We start from the raw sequence: 22,880 nt of genomic DNA, 5'->3' as shown, positions 1-22,880 counted from the left end.
TATAAAACAGACGCTTTGAAACTATAGAAGCCACAGGGTTCCGTCCTGCGACCATTGGGCAAGTTTTTTTCGAAAAAATGCCTTACAGCCACCCTTTACAGACAAGCGGCTAAAACCCGCACAAGCTTCTGCGCACGCGGGTCCATCAACACGTATGGCCCAAGGGTATTGGTCACAAAACCGAAGGCCACATCGTGTTCCGGGTCAGCGAAACCGATGGAGCCACCAGCACCCGGATGACCAAACGCCCGAGGGCCGAGGCCGAAGGTCGCGTTGGGTACGTCCGGTTGATCGAGCATACAACCCAGACCGAAACGGGTCCGGGTCAGTAAAGTCTTGTCTTCGCCCAGGCTGTGCTCGCGAGTCAGTTCCTGGAGCATCTCGCTTTCAAGCAGGCTGCCATCGAGCAGGCCGCTGTAGAACCCGGCCAGGCTACGAGCATTGCCGTGGCCGTTCGCTGCGGGTTGTTGCATACGACGCCATTCGGGCTTGTTAGTGCTGGTCATGATCGACGGCGGGTTGGTGAAGGCCCGGGTGGTCATGGCGGTCGGCTCACGCAGGGTCACTTGCAGCAAGCGCTGCGCCGCCGCGTCGCCAACATTGCCCTTGCCGCGAGAGATGTGCGCCACGCGATGAAACTCTTCATCCGCCAGGCCGACATGGAAATCCAGCCCCAGCGGTCGTGCAACACGCGCCACGATCGACTCGCCCGGACCCCGGCCATCGGCGCGGCGCAGCAACTCCCCGACCAGCCAGCCATAGGTGATCGCCGCATAACCATGGCCTTCGCCCGGCGTCCACCAAGGGGCTTCGGCGGCTAGCGCGTCGACCATGGTTTGCCAGTTGTAGAGGGCTTCAGGTGGTAGCAACTCACGCAGGGCCGGCAGACCGGCCTGATGGCAGAGCAACTGGCGCAAGGTGACCGCTTCCTTGCCGGCCGCGGCGAACTCCGGCCAGTACCTGGCGACTGGAGCATCGAGCTGCAACTTGCCTTCGGCGACCAGTTGCAGGGCAGTCACCGCGGTAAAGGTCTTGGTGCAGGAGAACAGGTTGGCAATGGTATCGCTGTGCCAGGCCTCGCTACCGTCTTTGTCGGCGGTACCGCCCCAGAGGTCGACGACGGTTTCACCGCCGATTTGAATGCACAACGCCGCACCACGTTCCTGGGGATCGTCGAAGAGTGCAGCGAAGGCTTCGCGCACAGCTTCGAATTTAAGCTCGTAATGACCCTGAATCTGCACCCGCAACTCCCCAGAAAAACGTTTCGCCACAATGACCTGCATTGTTCCAGCCCTTGAGGGATTTGGGAACCCGCTCAGGCTCGGTGGTCGACCGCGAAAAGCTCGCGGCCTGCGTGATTAATGGCCGTTGGCCGAATGCCCACCGGCATGCCCGCCCTGCCCGGCGCCCTTGCTGGCATGAGCTTTTTTTCCACCCTCGTCCGCATGACTGGCGCTTTCGGCTTTATCGGCCGCAGCCTTGGCCTTCTCGGCTGCTTTGCCGAGCTCATCGACGGCCTGCAAGTTGGCCTTGCGCACGCTCTCGACAAAGCCCTGGAACGGCAGATCGGTGATCCCGACCAGACCAAAATGGCCGTTTTCACCGTCCAGCAGACGGCCGGATACCGGCTGATCGAGGTACTGGAACCAATGCACGCCGACAATCGACGGCTCACTCACCGCTTGCTTGACGAAATTGGCGTAGGCCGGCCCACGGTCCTCTTCCTTGGCCAGTTCCGTCACACCGCCCCAGAACGGGCCGCGATCACGCGAGCCGAAGTTGAATTCGGTGATTAGCACCGGTTTGTCCAACGCCTGTAGCCTGGCGAAGTCATAACCGTCCTGAGGTTTGAGCGTGTACAGGTTGAAGCTCAGGACGTCGCAATACTGCGCGCAAGACTCGACAGCCTCAGGTGTGCTGATGGCAAACCGACCACCGAGCAGCAGGTGGTTGGGAGCGTGCCATTTCAGCGAATCGGCAATGGTCTTGAAGTAGGTATCGGCGAAGACTTTCTGGAAATTTTTGAAGTCGGCTTCGATTTCCGGGTGCTCCGGACTTGGCAACGGCGCCACGAACCCCGGGTCTTCCATCAGTTCCCAGGCGGGCAGATCAATGCCCCAGGCTTTCGACAGCCCTTCCTGGTTACGGTACTTGTCGCGCAATTGCTTGAGGAACGCCCGTTTGGCCGGCACGTCGGTGGTCATTTTCAAGGTGCCGTACGCCAAGGCATAACGGGCCTTCGGGTCATCGCCGGGACCGGCCCAGGCCAGTTCGTTATCGGCGAAGTAACCGATCAGCCATGGGTCGTCGCGGTGATCGCGAGCCGCAATGGCCACGGCGCGCTCGGTGGCCATGGCGAAACGCGGGTCGAACGGATCGGGCATGCCGCCCCACCAGTCGGTGCCGGTGCTGATGCTGGCGTAATCGCCGACGATGGACAGCGGCAAGGTGTACGGCACGCGATCATTCAGGCCCAGCGCCGGAGCGCTCCAGTCGCCGATGGTATTGAATCCCCAGGCTTGCAGGCGGTCGAGGGTATGGCCGGTCCAGCGCTTTTCATCGAATGTATGGGAAGCGCACGGAGTTGTGGCGGTGTCAGCCTTGGCTTCATCAGCCTTGGTTTCACTCACCACCGCACACGGCTGGCCATAAGTGCGCTGCAGGTTGGCACCGTAGAAGTCATACCAGCGACCGGCATTGAACCCACGCCCCTGATCGGCACCATTGCCACTGCGGTGGTCACCGTCACCGTAATGGCTGGCCAATGGCTCGTCGTTAGCGGGCAACGACTCGAACATGGCTTCGCGCCCAGCGACATAAGTCTGGCTGGTATCGGCGGTCACTGTATTGACCCCCAGGGAATAGAACGGGTGACCTTCCGGTGTCACCAGATACCAGCGACCATCACGCTTTTCAGTACGAAAGAAGCCGCTGGCCTTGAAGGCCGGGCCTTTGCTCCAGCCACCGAACGTGTCCAGGGACGAGCGCTCACGCTCGGCCAGCCAGGTTTTCAGTTGCTGTTGTTCTTTATTCGCCGCAGCTTTGAGCTGCTCGTCGCTGGCGACCTTTTCCGGCCACTTTGCTCGCGTGGACTGACCATAAGCGTCCACTAACGAGCCGTAGACGGCTTTGAATACCGCCTCGCCGTCCTGCACGCCAAAGCGCTCAAGCATGATGCTCTGGGCGACTTTTGGCTGATCCATCGACAACGTGACCGACACCACCTGGCTGCGATCCAGTTCACCCGCGCTGCTGGCCAGCAATACGCGCTGGCCTTCGACAGTCATCGGCATCGGCGGCCCGGCTTTCATGCCTTGGCTCAGCGGCGAGCTCGGTGTCAGCGGTATCAGCAAGGTTTGCGCAGGGCCGGCCGGCAGATCGATGCGGCTGACCAGGGTCTTGCCGTCGTTACTCTGAATGTTCACATCGAGCGTCACCGCCCAGTTCATCGCGCTCTGGATCCGCAAGCTCATGACACCCGATTGCGACCAGTCCCAGGCACCGGTTTGCGGGGTCAGGCGCAGATTCGGTTGAGCCGCCGGGTTGAAGGTCACCCGGCGCAGCACTTCACCCTCGGCCGTTTGCTCCGCATTGGACTGCGGCAGGCTGGCGTCCTGAGTCGCCACCTGAACCACATCGGCAGGCCGGACAAAGTTGAACAGCGTCTGTTGTCCGGCCGGAGCCGCCAGCAGGGGCGCAGCGAACATCAGGGCAAAAACAGCGGGTAACGAACGGCGAATCATATGAACCAGGTGCTCCCTAACGACCGGTGAACGGCCAGTGTGAAATCGGTGACGGGGGGATAGACAACGAAGTGGGCGAAATCGCCCACCGTGTCTCAAGATATTTCGCGGCGAAACGGCGGCAGCGCGTTGAGGATAGCTTTGCCGTAGCGTTGCGTGACCAGACGCCGGTCAAGCAAAGTGATGGTGCCGCGGTCTTCTTCGGTGCGCAGCAAGCGCCCGCAAGCCTGAACCAGCTTGAGCGAGGCGTCCGGCACGGAGATCTCCATGAACGGATTGCCGCCTCGGGCTTCGATCCATTCGGCCAATGCCGCTTCGACCGGATCGTCCGGGACCGAGAACGGAATCTTGGCGATCACCACGTGCTCGCAGTAAGCGCCCGGCAAGTCGACGCCCTCGGCGAAACTCGCCAGACCGAACAACACGCTGGAGTCGCCGCCATCGACCCGCGCCTTGTGCTTGTTCAGGGTTTCCTGCTTCGACAGGTTGCCTTGAATGAACACTTGCTTGCGCCAGTCACGGTCCAGGCCGTCGAACACGTCCTGCATCTGTTTACGCGAAGAAAACAGCACCAGTGTGCCGCGCGAGCCTTCGACCAGCTCCGGCAGATCGCGGATGATCGCCGCGGTGTGAGCTGCGGCGTCCCGTGGGTCGGCGCGCAAGTCCGGAACCCGCAGCACACCAGCGTCGGCATAATGGAACGGGCTCGGCACTACGGCCGTCACGGCTTTTTTCGGCAGACCGGCGCGCATGCGGAAACGGTCGAAGGTGCCCAGTGCGGTCAAGGTGGCCGAGGTCACCAGCGCACCGTAAGCCACATTCCACAGGTTACGTCGGAGCATTTCCGCCGCCAGGATCGGGCTGGCGTTGACCTCGATGTCGAACAGCGAACCACTTTCGGCCAGGGTCAGCCAGCGCGCCATTGGCGGGTTGTCTTCCGGGTCTTCAGCAGTGAATGCCGTCCACAGCTCCCAGTTGCCCTGAGAGCGGGACAACAGGCTGCCGAACAGCGGATACCATTCTTCGGCCTGATTGCTGGCGATGCCGATGTTGACCTCGCCATCCATGCCTTCCTTGAGCAACTCGGTGAGCCGGGTAAAGACATCGGTCAGGCGTGCAAAGCCTTTCTTCAGTTCGATGCCCATCTCGCGCATATGCTCGGGAATCACCCCGCCGACGAAACGATGACGCGGCCGTTCACGCCCCTCGACGTCTTCGCCGGGCTTGAAGTCGGCGACCTGCTCGCAGGCGGTGAACATGAACTGCTGCTGGGTCTTGATCTCGCGTGCCAGCTCCGGCACTTGCTCGATCAGCTTGCCCAGATCGCCGGGCAGCGGGTGCTGGGCCAGCAATTTGGTGAGGTTCTTGGCGGTCGCTTCCAGCCAGTCGGCGGTGGAGCGCAAACGGGTGTAATGGGCGAAGTGGCCGATCGCCTTGTCTGGCAGGTGATGGCCTTCGTCGAACACGTAGATGGTGTCTCGCGGGTCGGGCAGAACGGCACCGCCGCCCAATGCCAGATCGGCCAGGACCATGTCGTGGTTGGTGACAATGACGTCGACCTTGCCCATGCCTTCGCGGGCCTTGTAGAAGGCGCACTGACCGAAGTTGGGGCAATGACGATTGGTGCACTGGCTGTGATCGGTGGTCAGGCGTGCCCAGTCCGCATCTTCAAGGGCCGTGGACCAGCTGTCGCGGTCACCGTCCCACTTATTGCCGGCAAGCTTTTCGATCATGCTGGTAAACAGCTTCTGACTGGCTTCATCGACCTCGATCTTGAAGCCTTCTTCCTCGAACAGCTGCGCGGTAGCGGTTTGCGCGTGACCTTCCTGCAACAGCATGTCGAGCTTGGACAAGCACATGTAGCGGCCACGGCCCTTGGCCAGCGCGAAGCTGAAGTTCAGCCCGCTGTTGCGCATCAGGTCCGGCAGGTCCTTGTAGACAATCTGTTCTTGCAGGGCGACGGTCGCGGTGGCGATCACCAGGCGTTTGCCGGCGGCCTTGGCAGTCGGAATCGCTGCCAGGCTGTAGGCCACGGTTTTCCCGGTACCGGTGCCGGCTTCCACCGCGACAATCGCGGGGTCGCCACTGCGCCGGCCTTCATCGTCGGTGTCGATGTCACCGAGGACCTTGGCAATTTCGGCGATCATCAGGCGCTGGCCGTAACGCGGCTTGAGGCTCTTGGCTTCGAGAAAACGCGAGTAGGCGCCCTGGATCGTGGTTTTGAGTTCAGTGCTGATCATGGATTGTCGGGCGCAAAAAACGCTGGATAAATTTTCAGTGGTTCGGATCGACGGCTATCATACCCCGCTAATTAATCCCGCGCAGAACGGAGTACCCCGATGACACCTTTCGCCTTCATTTACACCCTGCATGTACTGGCCGCCCTGATCTGGGTCGGCGGCATGTTTTTCGCCTGGATGGTCCTGCGCCCCGCCGCCATGAAGGCACTTGAAGGGCCGGCACGGTTGAAGCTCTGGGTAGAAGTGTTTCAACGTTTCTTTGTCTGGGTCTGGGTCGCCGTGGTGATCTTGCCGATCAGTGGCGTCGGGCTGATCCATCTGCGCTTCAGCGGTTTTGAAACCGCGCCGCGTTATGTGCAGATCATGATGGGGCTGTATCTGGTAATGACCGCGCTGTTTATCCGCATTCAGGCATTGAAGCTGCCGGAGTTGCGTAAAGCGGTGCTGGCCGAGGATTGGCCGACGGGTGCGGCGACTTTGGGCAAGATTCGGCGTCTGGTGGGGATCAACTTGCTACTGGGTTTGTTGCTGGTGGCGGTGGCTTCGGCTCGGCCGATGTTCTGATTCCCTTTGCTTGATCGTTCCCACGCGTGTGGGAACGATCATTACACAGGCTGCTTACAACCGCTGCACCGTCACAGCACCTGCCGCGCCGACAGGGCCTGGCTGACCTTGCGCACCGGCACGGCCGCTTTTGCCGCCGTCGGTACGGTAGACGAAACAACCTTTGGCCTTGCCACCTGCGCCCGGCTTGCCACCGGCACCGGCCAAGCCACCGGCGCCACCGTCGACCAGCACTTTGATCTGCGGGGCCGGGTAATCACGTGGCAGTTCCACGCGCACCTGCGCACCCGGCGCCCCGGCATGACCATCGCCACCATTATCACCATCAGCCCCATGCCCGGCCTGGCCCCACGTGCAACCCGGCTCCTCACCATTACCCCCATCGAGCCCGACGTAACCCGGCGCACCGGCACCGCCGCGTGCATCCACCGACAACTCGGGAGCGTTCAGCGAAGCAATCCGCAAATTCAGGTTTCGCCCGGCGCGGGCGGCCTTGAGATAGGTGCCAGGCGCGCCTCGGGAGGTGATCTGACTGCCACTGGAAAGCTGCGCGTGGCTGATCTTCAGTTGCAGGCTTTGTTCACTTGGGACGATAGCGATCCGCGCCTCGCGCCCCAGTCGCAACTCACCAACGCTCAGTTCAGTCACGTTGGAGGGGATCAGCAACGTGCCATAGTCGGCAACCTCCAGGCGCTCCAGCTGCAAGGTGCTGGCGGTATTGGGCAAACGCAGCAGCGAGTTGGTCTCGACTGTGACCACCTGGGCCGTCGCCAACGGGCTGACCAAAGCGGCGAGCAGGCAGAGTTTACGCATGGCGGACCTCCGCAGCTGAAGGGGTCGCAATGGTTTGTAAATGGAAGATACCGACAACGAGGATCTGCAAGCGATCACGCCACGGATGAGCCCGCTCGTTGAGGTTGCGGTTATAGAGCACCAGCTCCACAAAATGGGTCATCAGCAACAGGCTAGCGATCAGATTGATCATAAGATGAAACGGGTTAATCAACGGACTGATCAGATTGACCAGCACCACCAGCCAGAACAGCAGGGTCAAACACTTGCCCAAGCCCCAAAGCACCTTCATACACGCCCCCCACAGAACATTATTCTTTGCGCGCACAGTACCGACTTCGGCAAGGAATAAGCCAGAGGCCAGCGAAAATTCTTCTGAACGGGCAGTTTAGAGCGTCGCAACTGTCGATCAGCGGCCAATCACCCGCTCGACCCGACAGTTTTTACCGCGTATTTACGGCAGGCCTCGCCATTGTCTGCAAACCGGCTCTAGGCCCGGACGTTTGAGCAGGCTAGTCTTCGCACATCTGATTGAGGATCTTCGATGACCGCAGGTATTTCTTCACGCACGCCACAGCAAGCGCTCGCCGCCTTGCTCGAGCGTTATGCGCCACAACGTCTGTTGCTGATCGGCGCCAGCGACTTTCCCGCGCTGGAAGCCTTCAAGCTCGCCCACCCGGATGCCTGCGTCGCTCAAGTCGCACCCGGTCCGCTGCCACCTGCGCTTGCCGCGCAGCGCTTCGACCTGGCGTTGGCGCTCGATTGCCTTGAGCATCTGCCCAAACGTGATGGCCTGAACCTGCTCGGCGGGATTCGCAATCTCAACGCCAGCCGCATTGCCGTGCTTGCAGATCTGAAAGCCTGCGGCTGGCAAGACACCGACTTCTTTTCCCTCGCACTGCAAGCCAGCGAGCGCTTCCAGCGCGACGAACAGGTCCTGACACTGTTCACCTACGATCTGCTTGACTACAAACAAGTGCCTGACTGGCTCAATTCACGGTTCTGGGCCAATCCGGAAAACTTCGGAAAATACTGGTGGTAACACGATGAGTACGTCCATTTGCCCGTGCGGCAGCGGCACCCCGCTGGATGCCTGCTGCGGTCACTACCACGCCGGCCACCCGGCGCCGTGTGCCGAAGCCTTGATGCGCTCGCGCTACAGCGCCTATGTGCTGGGCCTGATCGACTATCTGGTGACCACCACCCTGCCCGCCCAACAGACGGGTCTGGATCGCCAGTCGATCAGCGACTGGAGCACGCAAAGCACCTGGCTGGGCCTTGAGGTGGAAAGCTCCGAGGTATTCGGCGGCCAGCCCGAACATGCGTTCGTCACCTTCACCGCACGCTGGCACGACAGCACCGGCGAACACAGCCACCGCGAACGTTCATCGTTTGTGCAAAACGCCGGCCGCTGGTACTTCATCGACCCGACTGTGCAGCTCAAGGCAGGGCGCAATGATGCATGCCCCTGTGCCAGCGGGCAGAAATTCAAGAAGTGCTGTTCGGGGTATTTCGTTTAGGAACGGTCAAGCGCTGCGATCTTCCAGCGAGTGCAAAGAAAGGGAGTCACACCATGCTCAGCGAGTGGCGCGCATTACGGACATTCAGTCTGTTCATGGTCCTGAGCCTCGGCGGCTGCGCGTCCTGGTTCACTGACGACACCCTCGACCCGCAAGTCCATCTGCTCAAAGTCGAAGTGGTGCGCGCCAAACTCCTTGAGCAGAAATTCATGCTGTATTTTCGCGTCGACAACCCCAACGACTCCGACCTTAGGGTTCGCGGCCTGGAGTACCGGATTCATTTAAGCGAGTTCCTGCTGGCCGAAGGCGAGTCCAGCGAATGGTTCACCGTCGATCCGAAAAGCAGCAGCTATTTCCAGGTACCAATCCGCACCAACCTCTGGCAGCACCTGCGCGACGTGGTGAAACTGCTGAAGAAACCCGACCAGCCGATCCCCTATCGCCTGGAGGGTGAACTGAAAACCGGATTATTGTTTGGCAATGACGTGCACCAGGCCCGTTATGGCGAGATAATTCCCGGCGATTTTATTCCGGAGTAACCTCGATGACCCAGCAACCTCATGTCCATGGCCCTGACTGCAACCACGATCATGACCATCACGACCACCATGATCACGACCATGGCCATGTTCACGGCCCGAACTGCGGCCACGCTCACCAGGAGCCGGTGCGCAATGCGTTGAAAGACGTCGGCCGCAATGACCCTTGCCCATGCGGCAACGGCAAGAAGTTCAAGAAGTGCCACGGCGCTTGATTCTCTAGCCGAACGCATCCCCCTGTAGGCGCCCCGCGCGCCTACAGAATGTGTGCGGTGCGGATCACCGTTGCGTATTCCCCGTGCAGATTGCCCAGCGACATGGCATGCACCTCCTGCGCCGAATGCATCTTGCCGAAGAAGTCGACCTTGTCGAAGGTGTAGCAGGCGTCTTCCACGACCCAGGTTTCAAACCCCAGATTACCCGCCGTACGCGCCGTGGATTCGACCGAGTTGTGGGTCGCCACGCCGACAATGATCAGTTGTTCGATCCCCGCCTCACGCAAACCCGCCGCAAGCGTCGTCCCACAGAATGCATCCGGGACCTGTTTCTGGATCACGTGCTCACCCGATTGCGGCTCGAACCGTTCCTGAAACTCGACACCTGACTGCTCTGGCCAGAACACTGACTCCGGCGAGCGAGACAAGTGCTGCACATGAATCACCGGGCGCGCCATGCGCCGCCATTCGCTCAGCAACTGCGCCATGTGCTCCTCGGCGTCAGGGTTGTTGCGCGGTCCCAGTTTGGGATGATGAATACCTTTTTGCTGATCGATAAGGATAAGCGCTGCGTTAGCCTGAAGTTCCATGGCGAGTTTTCTCTTGCGCGGTTCATTGAGTTTCCCACACTTGAGCATCACGGCTTCCGATAGGCAAGTCATCGTGATCGCCAATCCCCTCGCCACAGGTACAGCGTCATTTTCGGTGATTTATCGGACAAACCTTGAAATAAGATCGACCCCCGCTTGCGCGGCCCTCTGCTGCTCACTAACGTAGCGCCTTTATCGGTACGACCCCCCCGCAGGAGCTTTGCCATGGCCTCGCCAGCCCTTACATCTTTTCTTCCCCGGTTCGGCGTTGCCGCAGCAGTGGCCAGTGTGCTCAGCCTCACCGGTTGCCAGACCTGGAATGCCCAGGACAGCCTGCCACCCACCGCAGGCGTGCAGCCGCTCAAAGGGTTGGCGCAGAACGTTTCGGTGCGCCGCAATGCCATGGGCATGCCGCTGATCGAGAGCAACACGTTCCACGATGCGCTGTTCACCCTCGGTTACGTACACGCCAGTGATCGCATCAGCCAGATGGTCACCCTGCGCCTGCTGGCTCAGGGTCGTCTGTCGGAGATGTCCGGCGCAGAGATGCTGGACGCTGACCGCTACATGCGCGCAGTGAACCTGAAGAAAAGCGCCGACGAGCTCTACAAAGCTTCCTCACCCCGCCTGAAACGCTTCTTTGAAGTCTATGCACGCGGGGTCAACGCCTACCTGTTCCGTTATCGCGACAAACTGCCATCAGACCTGGCCGCCACTGGCTACAACCCGGAATACTGGAAACCGGAAGATTCGGCGCTGATGTTCTGCCTGCTGAACTTCAGCCAGTCGGCCAACCTGCCGCAAGAAATCGCCTCGCTGGTGATGGCGCAAACCGTCACTACAGACAAACTCGCGTGGCTGTCGCCGTCCTATCCAGATGAAAAACTGCCGCTGGCCGAAGCTGAAAAGCTTAAAGGCGTGAAGCTCAACGGTACGATCCCGGGCCTGACCGAGCTGACGAAAGCCAGCGAGCAGCTATCCGGGCTGAATCTGCTCGGCGCCACCGCATCAAACAACTGGGCGATTGCCCCGCAACGCAGCCGCAGTGGCAAAAGCCTGCTGGCCAGTGACAGCCAATTCCCGATTGGCGTGCCGTCACTGTGGAGCTACGTGCAGATTCGTGCGCCGAAGTACCAGGCTTCCGGGGTTTCCATTGCCGGTATTCCGATGGTCCTTGCCGGTTTCAACGGTAAGGTGGCGTGGAGCATGACTGCGGTCATGGGCGACAATCAGGACCTGTTCCTTGAAAAACTCAAGCGTCAGGGTAATGGCCTGAGCTACGAAGTCGCTGGCAAATGGCAACCGGCGATGGTTCGTAACGAAACCTATTTCGTCAAAGGTCAGCGGCCGATTCGCGAAGTCGTGTACGAAACCCGCCACGGCCCACTGCTCAACAGCGCCCAAGGCAATGCCCTGGACAATGGTTTCGGTCTGGCATTGCAGATGCCGAACCTTACGGACGACAAGAGCCTGGACGCCTTCTTCGACCTGTCCCGTGCGCAGAACACAGAGAAAGCCTCGGACGCCAGTCGTGAGATCCGTGCGATCGCGCTGAACATGGTGTTCGCCGACGCCGGCCACATCGGCTGGCAAGTCACCGGGCGCTTCCCGAACCGCCGCGAAGGCGAGGGTTTGCTGCCGTCGCCGGGCTGGGAAGGCCGTTATGACTGGGACGGTTACGCCGACCCGATGCTCCACCCTTACGACCAGGACCCGGCCCAAGGCTGGATCGGCACCGCCAACCAGCGGGTCATCCCCCACGGTTACGGCATGCAACTGTCCAATTCCTGGGCCGCACCTGAGCGCGGCGAGCGTATCGCCGAGCTGGCGGGTGCCGGCAAGCACGACAGCCGCAGCATGATTGCCATGCAGTACGACCAGACCACGCTGTTCGCCGCCAAACTGAAAAAGATGTTTGAAGCGCCGGGCATGTCCCAGCCGCTCAAACAGGCGATCAACGCCCTGCCGGCTGCTGAAGCCGGCAAAGCGCGCGAGGCTTACAGCCGCTTGATGGCGTTCGACGGCAAGCTCAGCCCGACCTCGACCGACGCAGCGATCTACGAGCTGTTCCTGCAAGAAAGCATGAAGCAGATCTTCCTCGACGAACTCGGCCCGGAGTCCAGCCCAACGTGGAAGGCCTTCGTCGCCAACGGCAAATTGTCCTACTCGGCCCAGGCCGACCATTTGCTGGGCCGCGAAGACAGCCCGTTCTGGGATGACATCCGCACACCGCAGAAAGAAGACAAACCGACCATTCTCGCCCGCAGCCTGGCCGCGGCCATTACTGCCGGCGAGCGTCAGATGGGCGCCGATCACACAGCCTGGCAGTGGGGAAAACTGCACCATTACGAATGGAAAAGCACCCGCGGCCAGACCGTACGCAGTGCCATATCTGCAGGAGGCGACCACTCAACGCTGAACGCTGCTGCCTACACGTGGGGGCAGGACTTCAACGTGACGCAGGTGCCGGCCATGCGCTTCATTGTCGACTTCGGCCAGGCAGAACCGCTGATGGGCCAGAACGGCACCGGCCAATCCGCAAACCCGGCCAGCCCGAACTATATCGACAGCATCGACCCGTGGCTCAAAGGCCAATACATGAGCTTGCCAATGCAACCGCAGAACTTCGACAAGGTGTATGGCAAGACGCGGCTGACGCTGGTGCCTAGCAAGTAACGCGACGGTGATCTGTGGCAGCAGGGCTTGCTTCTTCGCCACAGATCGCTCTACTTTGGTGCAGCAAACTGTCAGCGCCCGTTTTCGGGCACAATTCCTTTCCAGACGTGTCCTGAATCATCTTTTAAAACGCTTGTTCGGGACTCTGGTTCGGAAATTGCTACTTTCATAAGGTCTTACGCTTTCCAGTAACAATAATTCCGCGCCACAAGCGCTCAAATTGGTTCTTAGGGATTGAATAATGAAAAAAGCATTGCTGACCCTTTCTGCACTGGCGTTGTGCATGGCCGCTGGTTCCGCACTGGCCAAGGAATACAAAGAACTGCGTTTTGGCGTTGACCCTTCCTACGCTCCGTTCGAGTCCAAAGCGGCCGACGGTAGCCTGGTGGGCTTCGACATCGATCTGGGCAACGCAATCTGCGCCGAGCTGAAGGTCAAGTGCAAATGGGTCGAAAGCGATTTCGACGGCATGATTCCGGGCCTCAAGGCCAATAAATTCGACGGTGTGATCTCCTCCATGACCGTCACCGAAGCCCGCGAAAAAGTCATCGACTTCTCCAGCGAGCTGTTCTCCGGCCCTACCGCACTGGTCTACAAGAAAGGCTCCGGCGTTTCTGACGTGGCCTCGCTCAAGGGCAAAAAGGTCGGCTACGAGCAAGGCACCATCCAGGAAGCCTACGCCAAGGCCGTGCTGGACAAGGCTGGCGTCACCACTCAGGCCTACGCCAACCAGGACCAGGTCTACGCTGACCTGACCTCCGGTCGTCTGGACGCCTCGATTCAGGACATGCTGCAAGCCCAACTGGGCTTTTTGAAGTCGCCACAAGGTTCTGCTTACGAAGTCAGCAAGCCGGTCAACGATCCTTTGCTGCCAGCCAAAACAGCTGTCGGTATCTCGAAAGGTAACAAAGAGCTCAAAGCCCTTCTCGATAAAGGTATCAAAGCGTTACACGATGATGGCACCTACACGACCATTCAAAAGAAACACTTCGGTGATCTGAATCTGTACAGCGGCAAATAATGCCCGGCGCCCATCCTCGTGATGGGCGCTTTTTTCACGTTATCAGGTCGCAGATTTTATGTTCGAAGAGCTATTACAAAACCTGGGGCTTTCTGCCTTCAGCTTGAAGGGCTTTGGCCCGCTGCTGATGCAAGGCACCTGGATGACCATCAAATTATCGGTGTTGTCGCTGCTGGTGGCCGTGTTGCTCGGCCTGATCGGTGCCACTGCCAAACTCTCCAGCGTCAAACTGCTCCGGGTTCCCGCTCAGGTCTACACCACACTGATTCGCGGCGTGCCGGACCTGGTGTTGATGCTGCTGATTTTCTACAGCCTGCAAACCTGGCTGACCTCCCTGACCGACTTGATGGAATGGGAATACATCGAAATCAACCCGTTCAGCGCCGGGGTCATCACCCTGGGCTTCATCTACGGCGCCTATTTCACCGAGACCTTTCGCGGCGCGATCCTTGCCGTGCCCAGAGGTCAGGTCGAAGCCGCCACTGCCTACGGCCTCAAACGCGGCCAGCGGTTCCGCTTCGTGGTGTTCCCGCAAATGATGCGTTTCGCCCTGCCGGGCATCGGTAACAACTGGATGGTGATGCTCAAGGCCACCGCGCTGGTGTCGATCATCGGCCTGGCCGATCTGGTCAAAGCCGCGCAGGACGCCGGTAAAAGCTCCTATCAACTGTTCTATTTCCTGGTGCTGGCCGCCTTGATCTACCTGCTGATCACCAGCGCGTCGAATTATTTCCTGCGCAGGCTTGAACGCCGTTATGCCGCCGGTGCCCGGGAGGCCATACGATGATCGAACTTCTACAGGACTACTGGAGGCCGTTCCTTTACACCGACGGTTACCACATCACCGGCCTGGCGATGACCATGTGGCTGCTCAGCGCCTCGATCTTCATCGGCTTTCTGGTGTCGATCCCGCTGTCGATTGCCCGGGTTTCCCGCAAGCTCTACGTGCGTTTGCCGGTGCAGTTCTACACCTACCTGTTTCGCGGTACGCCGCTGTATATCCAGTTGCTGATCTGCTACACCGGGATCTACAGCCTGGCTGCGGTCCGTGCGCAACCGGTGCTCGATGCGTTCTTTCGCGATGCGATGAACTGCACCATCCTCGCCTTTGCCCTGAATACCTGCGCCTACACCACGGAGATTTTCGCCGGGGCGATTCGCAGCATGGCCCACGGCGAAGTCGAAGCCGCGAAGGCCTATGGCCTGACGGGCTGGAAGCTCTATGCCTATGTGATCATGCCGTCGGCACTGCGCCGCTCGCTGCCGTATTACAGCAACGAAGTGATCCTGATGCTGCACTCGACCACCGTCGCCTTCACCGCCACCGTCCCGGATATTTTGAAAGTCGCGCGCGACGCCAACTCGGCGACCTTCCTGACCTTCCAGTCGTTCGGCATTGCCGCACTGATCTACCTGACCGTCACCTTTGCGCTGGTCGGCCTGTTCCGCCTCGCTGAACGCCGATGGCTGGCCTTTCTCGGGCCGACCCACTAGCTCTCCTGCTTCAGGACACAAAAGCAAATGCGCCACCAGATCCATGACCTGCTTGCCCCGCTGCCGGGCACTGCACGACAGATCCACAGCTTCCACTTCGGCCCGACCCAGGCCAAAGGCAAGATCTACATCCAGTCCTCGCTGCACGCCGACGAAATGCCCGGCATGCTGGTGGCCTGGCACCTCAAGCTGCGTCTGGCGGAGCTCGAAGCCGCCGGCCGTCTGCGCAGCGAGATCGTGCTGGTGCCCGTGGCCAACCCGATTGGCCTCGAACAAGTGCTGATGGACGTACCCCTGGGCCGCTACGAGCTGGAGAGCGGACAGAACTTCAACCGCTGGTTCGTTGACCTCGGTGAAGAGATCGGCAACGAGATCGAAGGGCAACTGAACGACGACCCGCAACACAATCTTGAGCTGATCCGCAGCGGCCTGCGCAACGCGCTGGCTCGGCAAACCGCCAGCACGCAACTGCAATCCCTGCGTTTGACTTTGCAAACACTGGCCTGCGATGCCGACATGGTGCTGGACCTGCATTGTGATTTCGAAGCCGTCGCGCACCTTTACACCACGCCCGAAGCCTGGCCGCAGGTCGAGCCACTGGCGCGTTACATCGGCGCCGAAGCCAGCCTGCTGGCCACCGACTCCGGCGGTCATTCGTTCGACGAGTGTTTCACTCTGGTCTGGTGGCAAATGCAGGAGCGCTTTGGTGAGCGCTTCGATATTCCGCTGGGCAGCTTCTCGGTGACCGTCGAGTTGCGTGGTCAGGGCGACGTCAATCATCCACTGGCCAGCCTCGATTGCCAGGCACTGATCGACTATCTGATTCATTTCGGCGCCATCGAAGGCGAAGCGCCGCCCTTGCCCGAACTGCCCTACCCTGCCACTCCGCTGGCCGCGGTAGAGCCGGTCGCGACACCGGTCGGCGGATTGCTGGTGTACAGCGTGCTGCCCGGCGAATACCTTGAGGCGGGACAATTGATCGCCGAAATCATCGACCCGATCGGCGACCGCGTGACCCCGGTTCATTGCGCCAACGCCGGCCTGCTCTATGCCCGTTCGACTCGCCGGATGGCCACTGCCGGCATGGTGATCGCCCATGTTGCGGGGCTCGAAGCCTATCGCACCGGTTACCTACTTTCGCCTTGAGGATGCATGCCCCATGTACAAACTGACCATCGAAGGCCTGCATAAATGCTACGGCAACCATGAAGTGCTCAAAGGCGTGTCGCTCAAAGCCAAGACCGGCGACGTGATCAGCCTGATCGGCGCCAGCGGCTCGGGCAAAAGTACCTTTTTGCGCTGCATCAACTTTCTCGAACAACCCAACGACGGCGCCATGAGCCTGGACGGTCAAGCGGTCCGCATGATCAAGGACCACCACGGCATGCGGGTGGCCGATGAAGCCGAGTTGCAACGGATCCGCACCCGACTGGCGATGGTGTTTCAGCACTTCAACCTGTGGAGCCACATGACCGTGCTGGAAAACATCACCATGGCCCCGCGCCGGGTGCTGGGTGTCAGCAAGAAGGACGCGGAAGATCGCGCCCGGCGTTATCTGGACAAGGTCGGCCTGGCGGCCCGTGTGGCGGATCAGTACCCGGCGTTCCTCTCCGGCGGCCAGCAACAGCGGGTGGCCATTGCCCGCGCACTGGCGATGGAACCGGAAGTCATGCTGTTCGACGAACCGACCTCGGCGCTGGACCCGGAACTGGTGGGCGAAGTGCTCAAGGTGATCCAGGGCCTGGCCGAAGAAGGCCGGACCATGATCATGGTGACCCACGAAATGAGCTTCGCCCGCAAGGTTTCCAATCAGGTGCTGTTTCTGCATCAGGGATTGGTGGAGGAAGAAGGGGCGCCTGAAGACGTGCTCGGCAACCCGAAAAGCGAACGCCTCAAGCAGTTCCTGAGCGGCAACCTCAAGTAACACGGCATCCCTGTGGGAGCGTGGCTTGCCCGCGATGGGGGCGACGCGGTTTATTTGTAAACCGCGTGATCGCTCATCGCGGGGAAATCAGGCAACCGGCGCGGGAGGCGGCTTATCCGGCAAGGTGGGTTCGCCAGGCTCGCCAGGTTCGGTCGGTTGTTCGTTCGGGGTATCGGGGTCGGGCTGACCAGGAATTCCGCCGGCCAGCGTGACAGGCGGATGCGCCAGCAATGACCAGGCCAGCAGGCCCACTTGATTGGGCTCAAGCCTTGCCAGTTCGGCACTGATTCGCGGATCGATCTTCATGAAGCACTCCTGAGCGATGGCCCGATCCGCCTTGCGCGAATCGGAGCAGTACACTCCATAGAGTGTACCCCCCGCTCAGGAATTCCAACGGTTTGTCAGACGGCTGACTCAGGCGCGCGGCAGGGTCACGCCACGTTGGCCCTGGTATTTGCCGCCACGGTCCTTGTAAGACACTTCACACTCTTCGTCAGACTCGAAGAACAGCATTTGTGCCACACCTTCATTGGCGTAGATCTTCGCCGGCAACGTGGTGGTGTTCGAGAACTCCAGGGTCACGTGACCTTCCCATTCCGGTTCCAGCGGCGTGACGTTAACGATGATGCCGCAGCGCGCGTAGGTGCTCTTGCCCAGGCAGATCGTCAGCACGTTGCGCGGAATACGAAAGAATTCGACGGTACGGGCCAGCGCGAAGGAGTTTGGCGGAATGATGCATACGTCGCTTTTGACGTCGACGAAGCTCTTCTCGTCGAAGTTTTTCGGATCGACAGTTGCCGAATTGATGTTGGTGAACACCTTGAATTCATCGGCGCAACGCACGTCATAGCCGTAGCTCGATACGCCGTAGGAAATCAGCCGGTCGGCGCCTTCGCCACGCATCTGGCGCTCTACGAAGGGCTCGATCATGCCGTGCTCTTGCGCCATGCGGCGAATCCACTTGTCCGATTTGATGCTCATGGCGGGTGTCCTGAATAGCGAGGTGGAAAAATTCTGTCCGGCATCTTACCGGGGCGCGCCGCCGGTTCAAAGTCCGGGGGACAATTCTCGCCGATCCCCCACGACTTCCAGGCCTTCGCAGCAATACAGCGCACCGTCAGTCATGAAAACAGAGAAACCTTCGTAAAGACCATTGGCACGTTCGGGAAAAAGGGTTAAGGTGGCGTCACTGTGCTGCTTGTGTCACTGAGAATCTCTACACGATATGTTGAATTTCGATCCAACCATCTACAAGAATTTTTCCTGCTCTTTGCACTCAGTCTCGGCCAGGGTTCTTCCTGAGTCGCAGTTATCTTTGTTCAAGGAGTTACACCATGTCTAATCGCCAAACCGGTACCGTTAAGTGGTTCAACGATGAAAAAGGCTTCGGCTTCATCACTCCACAATCCGGTGACGACCTGTTCGTTCACTTCAAAGCTATCCAATCCGACGGCTTCAAAAGCCTGAAAGAAGGCCAACAGGTTTCTTTCATCGCTACCCGCGGTCAGAAAGGCATGCAAGCTGAAGAAGTTCAAGTTATCTAACTTGTCCTGATCCAGTAAAAAGCCCCGCCCTCAAAAGCGGGGCTTTTTTGTGCCCGCCTGTTTTTACAGACCACACCAACCCTGCGGTGTAACGGGTCTTGCCGACCTCACCATTGGCGAGATTCTCATTCGCTCCCCGAAGATTTACTCTAGAGAAAGCCTCAACACCTTCATCAGGAAGCGGCAATGTGACTGACGCCAACAACGCAACCGAAACCCCGGCACAGATGCGCCGAGCCACGCTCTATCTGACCCTGGCCCAGGTTCCGGAAGGCAAAGTGGTGAGTTACGGCCAGCTCGCCGAACTGGCAGGCTTAGGGCGGGCCGCACGCTGGGTGGGGCGCACATTGAGCCAGTTGCCCGGCGACACCAAACTGCCCTGGCACCGCGTATTGGGTGCCGGCGGTCGCCTCAGCTTGCCAGTGGGGAGCCCCTCAGGCGACGAACAGCGGGCACGCTTGCGCCTGGAAGGCGTCAGTATCCTGAACAATCGTGTTGATATTCAGCGTCATGGCTGGCGTCCGGTAGAGCACAGCGGTTAGAGTGCGCGCTTTGTTTTCGCAATTTTGAGGCAGACTCCAGCCCATGCCCCGTAAAACCTGGCGCGCCGCGCTCGCCGCTTATGCCAGCCCCTCGACGCTCGTACTGTTGCTGCTGGGTTTCGCCGCTGGCTTGCCCTACATGCTGGTATTCTCAACGCTTTCCGTCTGGTTGCGTGAAGCCGGCGTGGCCCGAGAAACGATTGGCTATGCAAGCCTGATCGGGCTGGCCTACGCCTTCAAATGGGTGTGGTCGCCACTTCTCGACCAATGGCGCCTGCCATTGCTCGGCAAACTCGGCCGACGACGCTCCTGGCTCGTCCTGGCGCAGGGCTTGTTGATCCTCGGCCTGATCGGCATGGGCTTCTGCGACCCGCAAAAACACCTGTCCTGGCTGATTGCGATTGCCGTTCTGGTCGCATTCGCCTCCGCAACCCAAGATATCGCCGTCGATGCCTATCGCCTGGAAATTGTCGACGACACGCGTCAGGCTGCATTGGCTGCCAGCTATATGTCCGGCTATCGGGTCGCCGCGCTGCTGGCAACGGCCGGCGCACTGTTCATTGCCGAGGGTTTCGGCTCCACAGGCTTCAATTACAAGCACTCCGCCTGGACCGGCACCTATGCGCTGTTCGGCCTGTTGATGATCCCGGCGCTGCTGACCACCCTCTTTATGCGTGAACCACCGGTACCACTGCGCACACAACTGTCTGCCGGTCGTTACAGTTTCGTCCACCAACTGGTGTCGGTGTTCGTGCTGATCGTGTTGCTGGTCTCAGTCCCGGCGATGTTCACCCAGCTCTACAACACCGATTTTGCCAGCGTGCTTTCCGGCGCGATCAGCCCGCTCGACCTGCTACTCGAAGACCGGGCGTTCCTGCGTGCCATTCTCTATATCACCCTGACGACCCTGTGCCTGTCGGCCATGGGTCGCCGCGGCCTGGCCCCGGTGCTGACACCGGTCAACGACTTCGTCGTGCGCTACCGCTGGCAGGCCTTTCTGTTGCTGGGCCTGATTGCCACCTATCGGATGTCCGACACCGTCATGGGCGTGATGGCCAACGTGTTCTACATCGACCTGGGGTTCACCAAGGATCAGATCGCCGGCGTCAGCAAGATCTTCGGCCTGATCATGACCCTGATTGGCGCTGGCATGGGCGGCCTGCTGATCGTGCGTTTCGGCATTCTGCCGATTCTGTTCATCGGCGGCTTCGCGTCCGCTGCCACCAACCTATTGTTCGTGATGCTCGCCGACATGGGGGCGAACCTGGAGATGCTGATCGTCACCATCTCGCTGGATAACTTCAGCTCAGGCATGGCCACTTCGGCCTTCGTGGCCTACCTGTCGAGCCTGACCAACCTCAAATTCTCCGCCACCCAATACGCCCTGCTCAGCTCGATCATGCTGCTGTTGCCACGCCTGATCGGCGGTTACTCGGGGGTCATGGTAGAGAAATTCGGTTATCACAACTTCTTCATCATCACGACGCTGCTTGGCGTGCCAACCCTGCTGTTGATTGCTCTGCACTGGTTCCAGGAAAGCCGCCGCGAAGGGCCGACACCAACGCCCGAGCCAGCCGAGCCAGTCCAGACCACCACCGCCGTCGAAGAATCATAAGAACACCCGAGGGTGCGGGGGTTTCCCCGCACTCGAGCCACGCCGCCAGCCGCAATCCTGTACGCCAGCAAATCTCGCCCGTACAATGCTCTGTCATTTCTAGTCTTCAGCAACCGACAACGGCCTACCATGCGTACCAGTCAATATTTGCTCGCCACACAGAAAGAAACGCCTTCCGATGCGGTCGTCATCAGCCATCAGCTGATGCTGCGCGCCGGCATGATCCGCAAACTCGCCTCCGGCCTGTACACCTGGCTGCCGATGGGCCTGCGAGTCATGCGCAAGGTTGAAGCCATCGTTCGCGAAGAAATGAACGCCGCCGGCTCTCTCGAAGTGTTGATGCCGAGCACCCAGCCGGCTGAGCTGTGGCAGGAATCCGGCCGTTGGGAAGAATACGGCCCTGAACTGCTGCGCTTCAAGGATCGCCATGGTCGCGACTTCTGCGCCGGCCCGACTCACGAAGAAGTGATCACGGACCTGGCCCGCAACGAGTTGAGCAGCTACAAACAGCTACCAATCAACCTGTACCAGATCCAGACCAAATTCCGCGATGAAATCCGCCCACGCTTCGGCTTGATGCGCGGCCGCGAGTTCATCATGAAGGACGCCTACTCCTTCCATGCTGACCAGGCATCGCTGCAGGTCACGTACGACCGCATGCACCAGGCTTACTGCAACGTGTTCACCCGTCTGGGCCTGAAGTTCCGCCCGGTTGAAGCCGACAACGGCTCCATCGGTGGCGCCGGCTCCCACGAGTTCCACGTACTGGCCGAATCCGGCGAAGACGACATCGTCTTCAGCAACGGCTCCGACTACGCGGCGAACATCGAGAAAGCCGAAGCCGTTCCACGGGAAACCTCACGTTCGCTACCTTCCGAAGAGCTGCGACTGGTCGATACCCCGAACGCGAAAACCATCGCGCAACTGGTGGAAGGCTTCAATCTGCCCATCGAAAAAACCATCAAGACCCTGGTGGTTCACGCCGAAGAAGCCGGCAAGCTGATCGCACTGATCATTCGTGGCGACCACGAACTCAACGAAATCAAGGCCGCCAACCAGCCTGGCGTTGCCAGCCCACTGGTCATGGCCTCCGAAGCCGAGCTGCGTGACGCCATCGGCGCTGGCGCAGGCTCCCTCGGCCCGCTGAACCTGCCGCTGCCCATCATCATCGACCGTTCGGTCGAGCTGATGAGCGACTTCGGTATCGGCGCCAACATCGACGACAAGCATTACTTCGGCGTCAACTGGGAACGCGACCTGCCGGTTCCGACCGTGGCCGACCTGCGCAACGTTGTCAGCGGCGACCCAAGCCCGGACGGCAAAGGCACGCTGGAAATCAAACGCGGCATCGAAGTCGGGCACATCTTCCAGCTGGGCACCAAGTACAGCGAAGCGATGAAATGCCAGGTTCTCGGTGAGAACGGCAAGCCGGTCACTCTGACCATGGGTTGCTACGGCATCGGCGTTTCCCGCGTGGTGGCTGCAGCCATCGAGCAGAACAACGACGAGAAAGGCATCATCTGGAGCGACAGCCTCGCCCCCTTCCAGATCGCCCTGGTGCCGTTGCGCTACGAGACCGACCTGGTTCGCGAAGCCACCGACAAGCTCTACGCAGAACTGACTGCGGCCGGCTTCGAAGTGCTGCTGGACGATCGCGACAAGAAAACCAGCCCGGGCATCAAGTTCGCGGACATGGAGCTGATCGGCATTCCTCACCGGATCGTGGTCAGTGACCGCGGCCTTGCCGACGGCAACCTGGAATACAAGAGCCGTACCGAGGCCGAGCCGCAAGCGCTGCCGGTCGCTGACGTCCTGCCTTTCCTCCAGGCTCGTATCCGCCGCTGACACCAGATAGAGAAGT

At 60.1% G+C, this 22,880-nt stretch carries 23 protein-coding genes; 15 read left to right on the top strand and 8 right to left on the bottom strand.

Annotated features, from left to right (window positions below; translation table 11 throughout):
• Positions 1-95 precede the first annotated feature (95 nt).
• The 3 genes from AC1RPZ_RS19185 to dinG all read right to left on the bottom strand — a co-directional run bounded on the left by AC1RPZ_RS19185 (position 96) and on the right by dinG (position 5,983).
• Positions 96-1,241, bottom strand: coding sequence for a serine hydrolase domain-containing protein (locus AC1RPZ_RS19185; RefSeq protein ID WP_493138614.1), 1,146 nt, complete (start codon positions 1,239-1,241; stop codon positions 96-98).
• Between the two features lie 117 nt (positions 1,242-1,358).
• Positions 1,359-3,743: a beta-agarase gene (locus tag AC1RPZ_RS19180; protein WP_493138507.1), complete on the bottom strand. Its 2,385-nt coding sequence runs from the start codon at positions 3,741-3,743 to the stop codon at positions 1,359-1,361.
• Between the two features lie 95 nt (positions 3,744-3,838).
• The gene (dinG, locus tag AC1RPZ_RS19175; RefSeq protein ID WP_493138506.1) at positions 3,839-5,983 is read right to left on the bottom strand and encodes an ATP-dependent DNA helicase DinG; all 2,145 of its coding nucleotides are present in this window, start codon (positions 5,981-5,983) and stop codon (positions 3,839-3,841) included.
• A gap of 99 nt (positions 5,984-6,082) precedes the next feature.
• Between dinG and AC1RPZ_RS19170 the strand changes: the two genes are divergently transcribed.
• Positions 6,083-6,547, top strand: coding sequence for a CopD family protein (locus AC1RPZ_RS19170; RefSeq protein WP_493138505.1), 465 nt, complete (start codon positions 6,083-6,085; stop codon positions 6,545-6,547).
• A 54-nt stretch (positions 6,548-6,601) separates the two neighbouring features.
• Here the strand turns inward: AC1RPZ_RS19170 and AC1RPZ_RS19165 are convergent, their stop codons facing one another.
• Both AC1RPZ_RS19165 and AC1RPZ_RS19160 read right to left on the bottom strand, forming a co-directional pair.
• Entirely contained in the window at positions 6,602-7,360 is a 759-nt protein-coding gene (locus tag AC1RPZ_RS19165) for a collagen-like protein (protein ID WP_493138504.1), read from the bottom strand.
• Positions 7,353-7,631, bottom strand: coding sequence for a DUF1145 domain-containing protein (locus AC1RPZ_RS19160; protein ID WP_493138503.1), 279 nt, complete (start codon positions 7,629-7,631; stop codon positions 7,353-7,355). The genes AC1RPZ_RS19165 and AC1RPZ_RS19160 overlap by 8 nt, the downstream gene beginning before the upstream one ends.
• 252 nt (positions 7,632-7,883) lie before the next feature.
• Between AC1RPZ_RS19160 and AC1RPZ_RS19155 the strand changes: the two genes are divergently transcribed.
• The 4 genes from AC1RPZ_RS19155 to AC1RPZ_RS19140 are packed head-to-tail and all read left to right on the top strand — an operon-like array spanning position 7,884 to position 9,613.
• Positions 7,884-8,381, top strand: a complete 498-nt coding sequence (locus AC1RPZ_RS19155) for a DUF6231 family protein (protein WP_493138502.1) — start codon at positions 7,884-7,886, stop codon at positions 8,379-8,381.
• Positions 8,382-8,385: 4 nt separating this feature from the next.
• Positions 8,386-8,859 carry a YchJ family protein gene (locus tag AC1RPZ_RS19150; RefSeq protein ID WP_493138501.1) on the top strand — a complete coding sequence of 158 codons (474 nt, stop codon included), beginning with the start codon at positions 8,386-8,388 and terminating at the stop codon, positions 8,857-8,859.
• Between the two features lie 53 nt (positions 8,860-8,912).
• Complete coding sequence (locus AC1RPZ_RS19145) at positions 8,913-9,398, top strand: LEA/WHy family protein (protein WP_493138500.1); 486 nt, start codon at positions 8,913-8,915, stop codon at positions 9,396-9,398.
• Between the two features lie 5 nt (positions 9,399-9,403).
• Entirely contained in the window at positions 9,404-9,613 is a 210-nt protein-coding gene (locus tag AC1RPZ_RS19140) for an SEC-C metal-binding domain-containing protein (RefSeq protein ID WP_007906737.1), read from the top strand.
• 41 nt (positions 9,614-9,654) lie between these two features.
• On the opposite strand, the gene AC1RPZ_RS19135 is transcribed toward AC1RPZ_RS19140, so the two are convergent.
• Positions 9,655-10,203 carry a cysteine hydrolase family protein gene (locus AC1RPZ_RS19135; protein ID WP_493138612.1) on the bottom strand — a complete coding sequence of 183 codons (549 nt, stop codon included), beginning with the start codon at positions 10,201-10,203 and terminating at the stop codon, positions 9,655-9,657.
• Between the two features lie 225 nt (positions 10,204-10,428).
• Here AC1RPZ_RS19135 and AC1RPZ_RS19130 point away from each other — a divergent pair, with 225 nt between their 5' ends.
• From AC1RPZ_RS19130 to AC1RPZ_RS19105, 6 genes are all read left to right on the top strand, one after another.
• On the top strand, positions 10,429-12,879 hold the full coding sequence (locus AC1RPZ_RS19130; protein ID WP_493138499.1) for a penicillin acylase family protein: 2,451 nt from the start codon (positions 10,429-10,431) through the stop codon (positions 12,877-12,879).
• Between the two features lie 241 nt (positions 12,880-13,120).
• The gene (locus AC1RPZ_RS19125; RefSeq protein WP_493138498.1) at positions 13,121-13,900 is read left to right on the top strand and encodes a transporter substrate-binding domain-containing protein; all 780 of its coding nucleotides are present in this window, start codon (positions 13,121-13,123) and stop codon (positions 13,898-13,900) included.
• 58 nt (positions 13,901-13,958) lie between these two features.
• On the top strand, positions 13,959-14,687 hold the full coding sequence (locus tag AC1RPZ_RS19120; RefSeq protein ID WP_493138497.1) for an ABC transporter permease: 729 nt from the start codon (positions 13,959-13,961) through the stop codon (positions 14,685-14,687).
• Positions 14,684-15,394, top strand: a complete 711-nt coding sequence (locus AC1RPZ_RS19115; RefSeq protein ID WP_493138496.1) for an ABC transporter permease — start codon at positions 14,684-14,686, stop codon at positions 15,392-15,394. The genes AC1RPZ_RS19120 and AC1RPZ_RS19115 overlap by 4 nt, the downstream gene beginning before the upstream one ends.
• A 27-nt stretch (positions 15,395-15,421) precedes the next feature.
• Positions 15,422-16,540, top strand: a complete 1,119-nt coding sequence (locus AC1RPZ_RS19110; protein WP_493138495.1) for a succinylglutamate desuccinylase/aspartoacylase family protein — start codon at positions 15,422-15,424, stop codon at positions 16,538-16,540.
• A 13-nt stretch (positions 16,541-16,553) separates the two neighbouring features.
• Positions 16,554-17,318, top strand: a complete 765-nt coding sequence (locus AC1RPZ_RS19105) for an ABC transporter ATP-binding protein (protein WP_493138494.1) — start codon at positions 16,554-16,556, stop codon at positions 17,316-17,318.
• An 87-nt stretch (positions 17,319-17,405) separates the two neighbouring features.
• Here AC1RPZ_RS19105 and AC1RPZ_RS19100 read toward each other — a convergent pair whose 3' ends face one another.
• A complete protein-coding gene (locus tag AC1RPZ_RS19100) occupies positions 17,406-17,624 on the bottom strand; it encodes a hypothetical protein (protein WP_071551564.1) in 219 nt (72 codons plus the stop codon).
• A gap of 108 nt (positions 17,625-17,732) precedes the next feature.
• Positions 17,733-18,299, bottom strand: a complete 567-nt coding sequence (gene dcd / locus AC1RPZ_RS19095; RefSeq protein ID WP_493138493.1) for a dCTP deaminase — start codon at positions 18,297-18,299, stop codon at positions 17,733-17,735.
• Between the two features lie 353 nt (positions 18,300-18,652).
• Here dcd and AC1RPZ_RS19090 point away from each other — a divergent pair, with 353 nt between their 5' ends.
• From AC1RPZ_RS19090 to AC1RPZ_RS19075, 4 genes are all read left to right on the top strand, one after another.
• Entirely contained in the window at positions 18,653-18,862 is a 210-nt protein-coding gene (locus AC1RPZ_RS19090) for a cold-shock protein (RefSeq protein ID WP_002554837.1), read from the top strand.
• A 227-nt stretch (positions 18,863-19,089) separates the two neighbouring features.
• Positions 19,090-19,404 carry an MGMT family protein gene (locus AC1RPZ_RS19085; protein ID WP_493138610.1) on the top strand — a complete coding sequence of 105 codons (315 nt, stop codon included), beginning with the start codon at positions 19,090-19,092 and terminating at the stop codon, positions 19,402-19,404.
• A 43-nt stretch (positions 19,405-19,447) separates the two neighbouring features.
• Positions 19,448-21,019: an AmpG family muropeptide MFS transporter gene (locus AC1RPZ_RS19080; protein WP_493138492.1), complete on the top strand. Its 1,572-nt coding sequence runs from the start codon at positions 19,448-19,450 to the stop codon at positions 21,017-21,019.
• A 129-nt stretch (positions 21,020-21,148) separates the two neighbouring features.
• Complete coding sequence (locus AC1RPZ_RS19075) at positions 21,149-22,864, top strand: proline--tRNA ligase (RefSeq protein WP_493138491.1); 1,716 nt, start codon at positions 21,149-21,151, stop codon at positions 22,862-22,864.
• Positions 22,865-22,880 lie beyond the last annotated feature (16 nt).

The organism is Pseudomonas sp. GW822-FHT02D10 (genome assembly GCF_058802345.1).
The sequence above is the reverse complement of the archived record's forward strand: the minus strand, read 5'-3'. Positions and strand labels throughout refer to the sequence as shown.

Bases quoted from the DNA above. Each gene is read 5' to 3' on its own strand.
- AC1RPZ_RS19170 (WP_493138505.1), top strand. From the start codon at position 6,083: ATGACACCTTTCGCCTTCATTTACACCCTGCATGTACTGGCCGCCCTG.
- AC1RPZ_RS19080 (WP_493138492.1), top strand. From the start codon at position 19,448: ATGCCCCGTAAAACCTGGCGCGCCGCGCTCGCCGCTTATGCCAGCCCC.
- AC1RPZ_RS19165 (WP_493138504.1), bottom strand. From the start codon at position 7,360: ATGCGTAAACTCTGCCTGCTCGCCGCTTTGGTCAGCCCGTTGGCGACG.
- AC1RPZ_RS19160 (WP_493138503.1), bottom strand. From the start codon at position 7,631: ATGAAGGTGCTTTGGGGCTTGGGCAAGTGTTTGACCCTGCTGTTCTGG.
- AC1RPZ_RS19115 (WP_493138496.1), top strand. From the start codon at position 14,684: ATGATCGAACTTCTACAGGACTACTGGAGGCCGTTCCTTTACACCGAC.
- AC1RPZ_RS19140 (WP_007906737.1), top strand. From the start codon at position 9,404: ATGACCCAGCAACCTCATGTCCATGGCCCTGACTGCAACCACGATCAT.
- AC1RPZ_RS19120 (WP_493138497.1), top strand. From the start codon at position 13,959: ATGTTCGAAGAGCTATTACAAAACCTGGGGCTTTCTGCCTTCAGCTTG.
- AC1RPZ_RS19105 (WP_493138494.1), top strand. From the start codon at position 16,554: ATGTACAAACTGACCATCGAAGGCCTGCATAAATGCTACGGCAACCAT.
- AC1RPZ_RS19075 (WP_493138491.1), top strand. From the start codon at position 21,149: ATGCGTACCAGTCAATATTTGCTCGCCACACAGAAAGAAACGCCTTCC.
- dinG (WP_493138506.1), bottom strand. From the start codon at position 5,983: ATGATCAGCACTGAACTCAAAACCACGATCCAGGGCGCCTACTCGCGT.
- dcd (WP_493138493.1), bottom strand. From the start codon at position 18,299: ATGAGCATCAAATCGGACAAGTGGATTCGCCGCATGGCGCAAGAGCAC.
- AC1RPZ_RS19135 (WP_493138612.1), bottom strand. From the start codon at position 10,203: ATGGAACTTCAGGCTAACGCAGCGCTTATCCTTATCGATCAGCAAAAA.
- AC1RPZ_RS19150 (WP_493138501.1), top strand. From the start codon at position 8,386: ATGAGTACGTCCATTTGCCCGTGCGGCAGCGGCACCCCGCTGGATGCC.
- AC1RPZ_RS19125 (WP_493138498.1), top strand. From the start codon at position 13,121: ATGAAAAAAGCATTGCTGACCCTTTCTGCACTGGCGTTGTGCATGGCC.
- AC1RPZ_RS19145 (WP_493138500.1), top strand. From the start codon at position 8,913: ATGCTCAGCGAGTGGCGCGCATTACGGACATTCAGTCTGTTCATGGTC.
- AC1RPZ_RS19180 (WP_493138507.1), bottom strand. From the start codon at position 3,743: ATGATTCGCCGTTCGTTACCCGCTGTTTTTGCCCTGATGTTCGCTGCG.
- AC1RPZ_RS19130 (WP_493138499.1), top strand. From the start codon at position 10,429: ATGGCCTCGCCAGCCCTTACATCTTTTCTTCCCCGGTTCGGCGTTGCC.
- AC1RPZ_RS19155 (WP_493138502.1), top strand. From the start codon at position 7,884: ATGACCGCAGGTATTTCTTCACGCACGCCACAGCAAGCGCTCGCCGCC.
- AC1RPZ_RS19110 (WP_493138495.1), top strand. From the start codon at position 15,422: ATGCGCCACCAGATCCATGACCTGCTTGCCCCGCTGCCGGGCACTGCA.
- AC1RPZ_RS19085 (WP_493138610.1), top strand. From the start codon at position 19,090: ATGCGCCGAGCCACGCTCTATCTGACCCTGGCCCAGGTTCCGGAAGGC.
- AC1RPZ_RS19090 (WP_002554837.1), top strand. From the start codon at position 18,653: ATGTCTAATCGCCAAACCGGTACCGTTAAGTGGTTCAACGATGAAAAA.
- AC1RPZ_RS19100 (WP_071551564.1), bottom strand. From the start codon at position 17,624: ATGAAGATCGATCCGCGAATCAGTGCCGAACTGGCAAGGCTTGAGCCC.